This is a genomic window from Actinophytocola sp., assembly GCF_045807065.1.
GTDB lineage: Bacteria > Actinomycetota > Actinomycetes > Mycobacteriales > Pseudonocardiaceae > Actinophytocola.
This window is the reverse complement of record NZ_JBJMIE010000589.1, coordinates 1-8,051: the sequence shown is the minus strand read 5'-3', so window position 1 is coordinate 8,051 and position 8,051 is coordinate 1. Positions and strand designations below refer to the sequence as shown.

General features: G+C 73.4%; 9 protein-coding genes and 1 pseudogene. 6 read left to right on the top strand and 4 right to left on the bottom strand.

The genetic code is table 11. From position 1 onward, the window contains the following. The 4 genes and pseudogenes from ACJ73U_RS34560 to ACJ73U_RS34545 all read left to right on the top strand — a co-directional run. A pseudogene (locus tag ACJ73U_RS34560) lies at positions 1-228 on the top strand (IS110 family transposase); the annotation flags it as partial. 77 nt (positions 229-305) lie between these two features. After that, positions 306-2,555, top strand: a complete 2,250-nt coding sequence (gene ligA / locus ACJ73U_RS34555) for an NAD-dependent DNA ligase LigA (RefSeq protein WP_407781956.1) — start codon at positions 306-308, stop codon at positions 2,553-2,555. Next, positions 2,552-3,046, top strand: a complete 495-nt coding sequence (locus tag ACJ73U_RS34550; RefSeq protein ID WP_407781955.1) for a GNAT family N-acetyltransferase — start codon at positions 2,552-2,554, stop codon at positions 3,044-3,046. The genes ligA and ACJ73U_RS34550 overlap by 4 nt, the downstream gene beginning before the upstream one ends. Further along, complete coding sequence (locus ACJ73U_RS34545; RefSeq protein ID WP_407781954.1) at positions 3,043-3,582, top strand: AAA family ATPase; 540 nt, start codon at positions 3,043-3,045, stop codon at positions 3,580-3,582. Before ACJ73U_RS34550 ends, ACJ73U_RS34545 begins: the two co-directional genes overlap by 4 nt. On the opposite strand, the gene ACJ73U_RS34540 is transcribed toward ACJ73U_RS34545, so the two are convergent. Genes ACJ73U_RS34540 through ACJ73U_RS34525 form a run of 4 tightly spaced genes read right to left on the bottom strand, consistent with a single transcriptional unit; the run spans position 3,583 to position 7,092 of the window. Continuing rightward, on the bottom strand, positions 3,583-4,749 hold the full coding sequence (locus ACJ73U_RS34540; RefSeq protein ID WP_407781953.1) for an ABC transporter permease: 1,167 nt from the start codon (positions 4,747-4,749) through the stop codon (positions 3,583-3,585). Next, positions 4,746-5,459, bottom strand: coding sequence for an ABC transporter ATP-binding protein (locus ACJ73U_RS34535; RefSeq protein ID WP_407781952.1), 714 nt, complete (start codon positions 5,457-5,459; stop codon positions 4,746-4,748). The genes ACJ73U_RS34540 and ACJ73U_RS34535 overlap by 4 nt, the downstream gene beginning before the upstream one ends. Then, entirely contained in the window at positions 5,456-6,538 is a 1,083-nt protein-coding gene (locus tag ACJ73U_RS34530) for a peptidoglycan-binding protein (RefSeq protein WP_407781951.1), read from the bottom strand. Before ACJ73U_RS34530 ends, ACJ73U_RS34535 begins: the two co-directional genes overlap by 4 nt. Continuing rightward, positions 6,535-7,092 carry a hypothetical protein gene (locus tag ACJ73U_RS34525; RefSeq protein WP_407781950.1) on the bottom strand — a complete coding sequence of 186 codons (558 nt, stop codon included), beginning with the start codon at positions 7,090-7,092 and terminating at the stop codon, positions 6,535-6,537. Before ACJ73U_RS34525 ends, ACJ73U_RS34530 begins: the two co-directional genes overlap by 4 nt. Positions 7,093-7,182: 90 nt before the next feature. On the opposite strand from ACJ73U_RS34525, the gene ACJ73U_RS34520 reads away from it, so the two are divergent. Together ACJ73U_RS34520 and ACJ73U_RS34515 are read left to right on the top strand one after the other, a co-directional pair. Then, positions 7,183-7,833, top strand: a complete 651-nt coding sequence (locus tag ACJ73U_RS34520; RefSeq protein WP_407781949.1) for a response regulator transcription factor — start codon at positions 7,183-7,185, stop codon at positions 7,831-7,833. Then, on the top strand, positions 7,830-8,051 hold a 222-nt coding region (locus tag ACJ73U_RS34515; RefSeq protein ID WP_407781948.1), incomplete at its 3' end, for a hypothetical protein. The genes ACJ73U_RS34520 and ACJ73U_RS34515, both read left to right, overlap by 4 nt.

Genomic DNA, 8,051 nt, shown 5'->3' with positions numbered 1-8,051 from the left:
GACCGGCTCATCGACGCGCTGCTGGCCCAAGCCTTCAGCGCCCTCGGGCTCTCGCCCGGAGCACGCGCATACTACGACCGGCAACGAGCCCGCGGCGCGAGCCATAACGCCGCTCTGCGCCAACTCGCCAACCGACTCGTCGGCATCCTCCACGGATGCCTCAAAACCGGCACCCACTACAACGAGACAACCGCCTGGTCGCATCACGTCAACTCGACTGCGGCTTGACATTCAAAGCTCCTGGGATGTCTTTCGAGGGCTGGGCGAAGTCGGAAAATGTCGGTGCCAGCGACTAGTCTGCCCCTGTGACCAGTGCGGATGACCTAGCGGTAGAGGGTGTCGAGGACGTGCCCGCCGACGTGCGCGAGCGGCACGCGGCGTTGTCCGAGGAGATCAACGGCCACCGGTTCCGGTACTACGTGCTCGACTCGCCGACCGTCTCCGACGGTGAGTTCGACGCGTTGTGGCACGAGCTGCTGGCCATCGAGGAAGCCCACCCGAGCCTGGTCACGCCGGACTCGCCCAGCCAGCAGGTCGGCGGCACGTTCTCCACGGAGTTCACCGCCGTCGACCACCTGGAGCGGATGCTCAGCCTGGACAACACGTTCGACGCCGACGAGCTGAGCGCGTGGGTCGACCGGGTGGAGAAGGAGCTCGGCCCCACCGATCTCGTCTGCGAGCTGAAGATCGACGGCCTCGCGATCAACCTGCTCTACGAGAACGGTCGCCTGGTCCGCGGCCTGACCAGGGGCGACGGGCGCACGGGTGAGGACGTCACGCTGAACGTCCGCACGCTGGAGGACGTGCCGCTGCGGCTGACCGGCACCGACGAGTTCCCGGTGCCGAAGCTCGTCGAGGTCCGCGGCGAGGTGTACTTCCGGGTGTCGGACTTCGAGGAGCTGAACGCGAAGCTCGTCGAGGCGGGCAAGCCGGCGTTCGCCAACCCGCGCAACACGGCGGCGGGCTCGCTGCGGCAGAAGGACCCCAAGGTCACGGCCAGCCGCAGGCTGCGGCTGATCTGCCACGGCCTCGGCAAGCGCGAGGGCTTCGACCCGGTGCGGCAGTCCGAGGCGTACGAGGCGCTGCGGACGTGGGGCCTGCCGGTGTCCGAGCACACCACGGTCGTGCGGACGCGCGAGGAGCTGTTCGCGCACGTCGAGTACTGGCACGAGCACCGCCACGACGTCGAGCACGAGATCGACGGCATCGTGGCGAAGGTCGACGAGATCGCCAAGCAGCGCAGGCTCGGCACGACGTCCCGCGCGCCGCGCTGGGCCATCGCCTACAAGTACCCGCCGGAAGAGGCCACGACCCTCCTGAAGAACATCCAGGTCAACGTGGGTCGCACCGGCCGGGTGACGCCGTTCGCGGAGATGGAGCCGGTCAAGGTGGCCGGCTCGACCGTCTCGCTGGCCACGCTGCACAACGCGAGCGAGGTCAGGCGCAAGGGCGTGCTGATCGGCGACCGCGTGGTGATCCGCAAGGCCGGCGACGTGATCCCCGAGGTGCTCGGCCCGGTCATGGAGGCGCGCCCGGCCGACGCCCGCGAGTGGACCATGCCGACCGAGTGCCCGTCGTGCGGCACGACGCTGGCGTACGAGAAGGAGGGCGACGCGGACATCCGCTGCCCGAACGCCTACGGCTGCCGCGCCCAGCGCGTCGAGCGGCTGTACTACGTCGCGAGCCGCTCGGCGCTGGACATCGAGGTGCTGGGTTACGAGGCGGCGGCGGCCCTCGTCGACTCCGGCGTCCTGCACGACGAGGGCGACCTGTTCGACCTCGACGAGGAGAAGCTGCTCGGGGTCGAGCTGTTCCGCACCAAGAAGGGCGAGCTGTCGGCCAACGGCCAGAAGCTGCTGCAGAACCTGGACACCGTCAAGGACCGGCCGCTGTGGCGCCTCCTGGTCGCCCTGTCGATCCGGCACGTCGGCCCGACGGCCGCGCGTGCGCTGGCGCTGGAGTTCGGCTCGCTGCCCAGGATCATGCAGGCGTCCGAGGAGGAGCTGGCACAGGCGGAGGGCGTCGGCCCGACGATCGTCACGGCCGTGCGCGAGTGGTTCGCGACGGACTGGCGCTGCGAGATCGTCGAGAAGTGGCGGCGGGCCGGGGTGCGGATGGAGGAGGAGCGGGACGCCTCGATCCCGCGCAACCTCGAGGGCCTGTCCATCGTGGTCACCGGCAGCCTGCGGACCTTCTCGCGTGACGAGGCCAAGGAGGCGGTCATGGCCCGCGGCGGCAAGGCCGTGGGCTCGGTGTCGAAGAAGACGGCGTTCGTGGTGGTCGGCGACGCCCCGGGCTCGAAGTACGACAAGGCGGTGCAGCTGAAGGTCCCGGTCCTGGACGAGGACGGCTTCGCCACGCTGCTGGCCGAGGGCCCGGACGCGGCGCGTGAGGTGGCCCAGATCGGCGACGGCACCGAGGAGCCCGCCGAGACCACGGAGCCCGCCGAGACGGAGCCCGCCGAGCACGCCGAGACGGAGCCCGCCGAGCACGCCGAGACGGAGCCCGCCGAGCCCGCTGAGTCTGCTGAGTCCGCCGCGGACGGCGAGGCATGACGGAGGTGACGATCCGTCCGGCCCGCGAGGAGGAGTTACCCGCGGTCGGCGAGCTGACCTACGAGGCCTATCGCGCCGACGGCCACCTCGCCGGCCGCGAGGACGGCTCCTACGCGGGCCAGCTGAAGGACGCCCGCCGCCGCTACCGGGAGGCGGAACTCCTGGTAGCGACGGACGGCGCGCTCCTCGGCACGGTCACCGTCGCCCACCCCGGCTCGGCGTGGCGCGAGATCGGCCGCGACGACGAGCTGGAGTTCCGGATGCTGGCCGTCGCCCCGGCCGCGCGGGGCAGGGGCGTCGGGGAGGCGCTGACCCGCCACGTCCTGGACGAGGCGGTCCGGCACGGCTTCGCGGCGGTCGTCCTGAGCAGCTCCGAGGCGATGCACGCGGCCCACCGCCTGTACGAGCGCCTGGGCTTCCGCCGCACGCCGGACCTGGACTGGAGCCCGGAGCCGGCTGTCTCCCTGATCACCTACCGCCTGGACCTGTGATCCCCGCCCCGGCCGTCGTGCTGGTCACCGGCATCCAGGCGGCGGGCAAGTCGACCGTCGCCCAGCTGCTGGCCGAACGCCTGCCCCGCTCGGTCCACCTGCGCGGCGACCTGTTCCGCCGCATGGTGGTGGGCGGCAGGGCGGACATGACCCCGCACCCGTCCGAGGAGGCCGTGCGGCAGCTGCGCCTGCGCCACCACCTGACCGCGCTGGCGGCCGACGAGTACTTCCGCCACGGCTTTACCGTCGTCGCCCAGGACGTGATCCTCGGCGACCACCTGACCGAGATGGTCGCGAGGATCCGCGCCCGCCCGCTCCTGGTGGTCGTCCTGGCCCCACGCCCCGCGGCGGTCGCCGCCCGGGAGGCGGCCCGCGCGAAGAACGCCTACGACGAGTGGACGATCACCCAGCTCGACGAGGGCCTCCGCGCCGAGACCCCCCGCCTGGGCCTGTGGCTGGACACCTCGGACCAGACCCCGGACGAAACCGCCGCGGACATCCTCACCCGGGCCTGGCCGGCGGCCCGGGTCCCCTGATCAGCCGGCGCGCAGCGCGTCCGTCGGCGACAGACGGGCGGCACGCACCGCGGGGTAGATGCCCGCGACCAGGCCGACCACCAGCGACCCAGCCAGTGCCCCCGCCAGCGGAAGCACCGGGAGCACGAGCAGATCACCCGCCGACACGGTGTAGGCCACCGTCGTCGCGATGCCGGCCAACGCCCCGGTCAGCGCCCCGAGCACGCACAGCAGCGCCGACTCGACCAGGAAGATCGACGCGACCGTCAGCCGGGTGGCGCCGAGCGCCCGCCGGATCCCGATCTCCCCCCGCCGCTCCAGCACCGACACGACCATCACGTTGGCCACCCCGACGCCGCCGACCAGCAGCGCCACCGCCCCCAGTCCCACGGCGAGACCGAGCAGCGCGCTCCGCGTGGTGACCCGGGCGGCCAGCAGGTCCGACGGCCGCCCGACGGTGACCTCGCCGGGGTCGGCCGGGTTGGCCGTCGCCGCGAGCAACGCCCACACCGCCGGTACCCGGTCCGGCTCGGCACGCAGGTAGATCCGGCTCGGCTCGTCGCCGAAGTCGAACGCCTGCCGCGCGAACGACGTCCCGACCAGCGCCGCGGTGTCCAGCTCCGGCGCGAGTGGCACGGGTGCGAGGATGCCCACCACCACGCCGTAGGACCGGCCCAGGTACACCTGCGTCCCGACGCGCGAGACCCCCAGCGCCCGCGCGGCGCCCGCACCCAGCACGACCACCGGGTAGCGGTCCGTCGCCCGGTCGAGGAACCGCCCCACCGTGACGGTCAGGTCCAATGTCTGGACGAGCGCCGGCTCCGCGGCCATCAGCGTCAGGCCGTTGGTGTCGACGGCCGGGATGGCCGCGGTCCGGCGCACCGCCACCTCCGGCAGCTGCCCGACGGCCGCCGCCTGCCGCACCCCGTCGATCCGCCGCACCATCCCGGGCGCCGTCGCCGGCAGGGGCTGCGGCGTCCCGTTCATGGTCTGCCCGGTCGCGACCGTCAGCAGGTTCCCGTCCCGCCCCAGCTGGGACAGCAGCGTGGCCTGCGTCGAGGCCGGAATGGCCACCACGGCCACCACCGCGGCCGCGCCGATCGCGATTCCCAACGCGCACAGGGCGGAACGGACCTTGCGGTACCGCAACCCCACCAGCGCCTCGCGCAACACGTCCCGCCGCCTCATCGCGTCACCCCCGAGTCGGCCACGACCACGCCGTCCCGCAGCTCGACACACCGGGTCGTGGCCGCCGCGACGTCCCGGTCGTGCGTGACGACCACGACGGTGGTGCCGGCCGCGTTGAGCCGCAGCAACACCTCCAGCACCTCCCGGCCGGTCGCGGAGTCCAGGTTGCCCGTCGGCTCGTCCGCCAGCACTGCCGACGGCCGGCCCACGACCGCGCGGGCGATGGCGACCCGCTGCCGCTCGCCGCCGGACAGCTCGTCGGGCCGGTGCGTGAGCCGGTGCCCGAGACCGACCTCGTGCAGTGCGACCTCCGCCGCCGCGCGCCGCTTCGCCGGCGCGACCCCGCGGTAGGTCAACGCGTGCGCCACGTTCGCCACGATGTCCACGTGCGACAGCAGGAAGAACTGCTGGAACACGAAGCCGAGGTGCTCGGCGCGCAACCGGGCGACCGCGGCGTCGCCCAGCCCCGCGACATCCCGGCCGGCCAGCCACACCGAACCGGTGGACGGCCGCTCCAGCGTGCCCGCGATGTGCAGCAGGGTGGACTTGCCGGATCCGGACGCGCCGACGACCGACACCAGCTCGCCGGGCCGGATCCGCAGGTCGACGGTGCGCAGCGCGGCGGTGCCGGCGAACTCCTTGGACACGCCACGCAGCTCGATGGCGGGGTGGGGTTCGGTGCCCTGTTCTCGGTGGTCAGCTCCCGTCACGACGCCGGCACCTCCACCACGTCGCCCTCGGCGAGCCCGCCGCCGGACACCTGGACCAGCGTGTCGGCGAACACGCCGGCGGTGACCGGGACCTGCCGGCGCCGCGGTCCGTCGACGACGGTGACCGCGAACCCGCCACCCGCGCGGGCGACCAGCGCGGTGATCGGCACCGCCAGCACGCCGCGGACGCTGGCCGTCGTCACGCTCACGCTGACCGGCGCCGTGGTGTAGGCGGCCGCCGCGCCCGGGTCGGCGAGCGTGACCGAGACGTCCACGGTGGACACCGGGGGACGGTCGCTCGGGGTGTCCTGCGACGGGGCCACCGCGACCGGTGACACCGCGGACACCGTGCCGGGCGTGGTGGTGCGGGCGTCCGGCAGCGTGACGGTGACCGCGTCGGACACGTGTAGCAGGAAGGCCTGGTCCACCGGCACGGGCAGCGTGACGACGCGGTCCGTGGACGTCGCGACGACCAGCGGCGCGCCGGGCTCCGGCCGCGCGCCGACGTCTGCGGACACGGTGGTCACCCGCAGCGGCACGTGCGCGAACACGACCTCGCCCAGCTCGACCCGGCCGGTCACGGGCACGCCGAGCGCGTGTTGCCAGCGCCGCACGGCCGCCGCGGATGCCGTGCCGAACCGGGGCGAGCCGGTCAGCCCGTGCGCGAACCCCAGGGCCACCAAGCCGTTGTTGAGCTGCGTGACGTCCGGCCCCGGCGTCATCCCCGCCGCGAACGGACGCCAGACCGGCCGGTCACCGGGCAGCAGCGGCACGGCACGACCGTCCACCTCGTACAGCGGCTGTCCCGCCGCGACGACCGCGCCGGGTGCGGGCAGCCAGGTGTAGCTGTGCCCGTCGGTGACGCCGGAAACCCTGACCTCGCCCGCGAACCCGAGCGTGCCGAACAGCGGCTCGGTGGTGACCAGGTCCGTGCGCACCACCCGCGCGGTGCCGGTGGCCGGTGCGGCGGCAGCCGTGGCGGCGGGTGTGCCGCGGTCGGACAGCAGCACGACCGCGCCACCCGCGCCCGCGGCTGCCGTCACCGTCGCCGCCGACCACAGGAACGACCGCCGGTTCACTTGCCCGCCAGCTGCTTGAGGTTGGACGCCGCGGTCTCGGCGTCCAGGATCGATCGGCACGCGGTAAGGGCTTGCCGCAGGATCGGGCTGCGCTTGTCCACGCCGGGTGGCAGCTCGTCCGCCCGCAACCCGAAGCCGTGGCCCGGCGTGTACGGCGAGCTCGCCGTCGGGTCCTTGACGTTCGGCAGGCCGTGCGCCCGCAGGCACTGGGCGGACTTCACCCCGGCGGCCACCAGCGCCGCCGGCGCGGGCGGCAGCTGCTCGGGGTTCCAGCTCGCCGCGCCCAACGCGTCCCGGCAGGCGGTCATGGCCGCCTGCCGGGTGTTGTCCGCGGCCCGCTGGAGCGAGCGCGTGTCGGTGAACACCTGCCCGTTCGCGCCCAGGACGGGGTCGGCGAAGTTGTGGATCCCGTGCTGCCGCAGGCATTCCGCGGCGGCGTGGAGCTTGGCGGTCCGGTCGCCGGTGGCGGCCGCCGCGGGAGTGGATGGTTCGTTCGAACATCCGGCCAACGCCGCTAGTGCCAGCAGCGCGCCGGAAAGACGTCGCGTCAACATGACCGAAAGAGGTACGCGTCCGGCGATGACACCGGCCTAACACGGCGATTGTTATGGCGGTGTCACCGGCGGCACACCACACTCACGCTGGTGAGGGTTCTTGTCGTCGAGGACGAGCGGGTGCTGGCCCGCAACATCGCGGAGGGGCTGCGGGACGCGGGGCTCGCGGTGGACCTCGCCCATGACGGGGACGGCGCGCTGGCGAAGCTGGACCTCGTCGACTACGACGTGGTGGTGCTCGACCGGGACCTGCCCGGCACGCACGGCGACGACGTCTGCCGGGCGCTCGCCGCCCGGGACGCGCCGAGCCGGGTGCTGATGCTGACCGCGGCGGCCGGCGTCGAGGACCGCGTGACCGGCCTGTCCATCGGCGCGGACGACTACCTGCCCAAGCCGTTCGCGTTCGCGGAACTGGTGGCGCGCATCCGGGTGCTGTCGCGCCGCCGCCCGGCCGCCCCGCCCGTGCTGCGCCACGAGGACCTGATCGCCGACCTCGCGCGGCGCACGGTCACCCGGGGGAGTCGCCCGATCTCGTTGACGCGTAAGGAGTTCGGGGTGCTGGAGACGCTGCTGCTGGCCGGCGGCGCCACGGTCAGCACCGAGGAGCTGCTGGAGCGGGTGTGGGACGAGCACATCGACCCGTTCAGCAACATCGTGCAGGTGACCGTCGGCCGGCTGCGCCGCAAGCTGGGCGAGCCGCCGGTGATCCACACCGTGGTCGGCGCGGGGTACCGGATATGACCCGCCGCACGGGTCCCCGGCTCACCCTGCGCACCCGGTTGACCGCGCTGTACGCGGCGGTGCTCGTGCTGTCCGCGGGTGTGTTGCTCGCGCTCACGATCATCCTGGTGAACCAGAGCTTCGACCTCGCGGCCGACGCGCCGACGCAGAAGGAGTACGTCACGAAGCTGGAGGTCGCCCTCGGCCAGATCCAGAAATCGGTCGTGGGCAAGCCGACG

Bases quoted from the DNA above. Each gene is read 5' to 3' on its own strand.
- ACJ73U_RS34550 (WP_407781955.1), top strand. From the start codon at position 2,552: ATGACGGAGGTGACGATCCGTCCGGCCCGCGAGGAGGAGTTACCCGCG.
- ACJ73U_RS34540 (WP_407781953.1), bottom strand. From the start codon at position 4,749: ATGAGGCGGCGGGACGTGTTGCGCGAGGCGCTGGTGGGGTTGCGGTAC.
- ACJ73U_RS34525 (WP_407781950.1), bottom strand. From the start codon at position 7,092: ATGTTGACGCGACGTCTTTCCGGCGCGCTGCTGGCACTAGCGGCGTTG.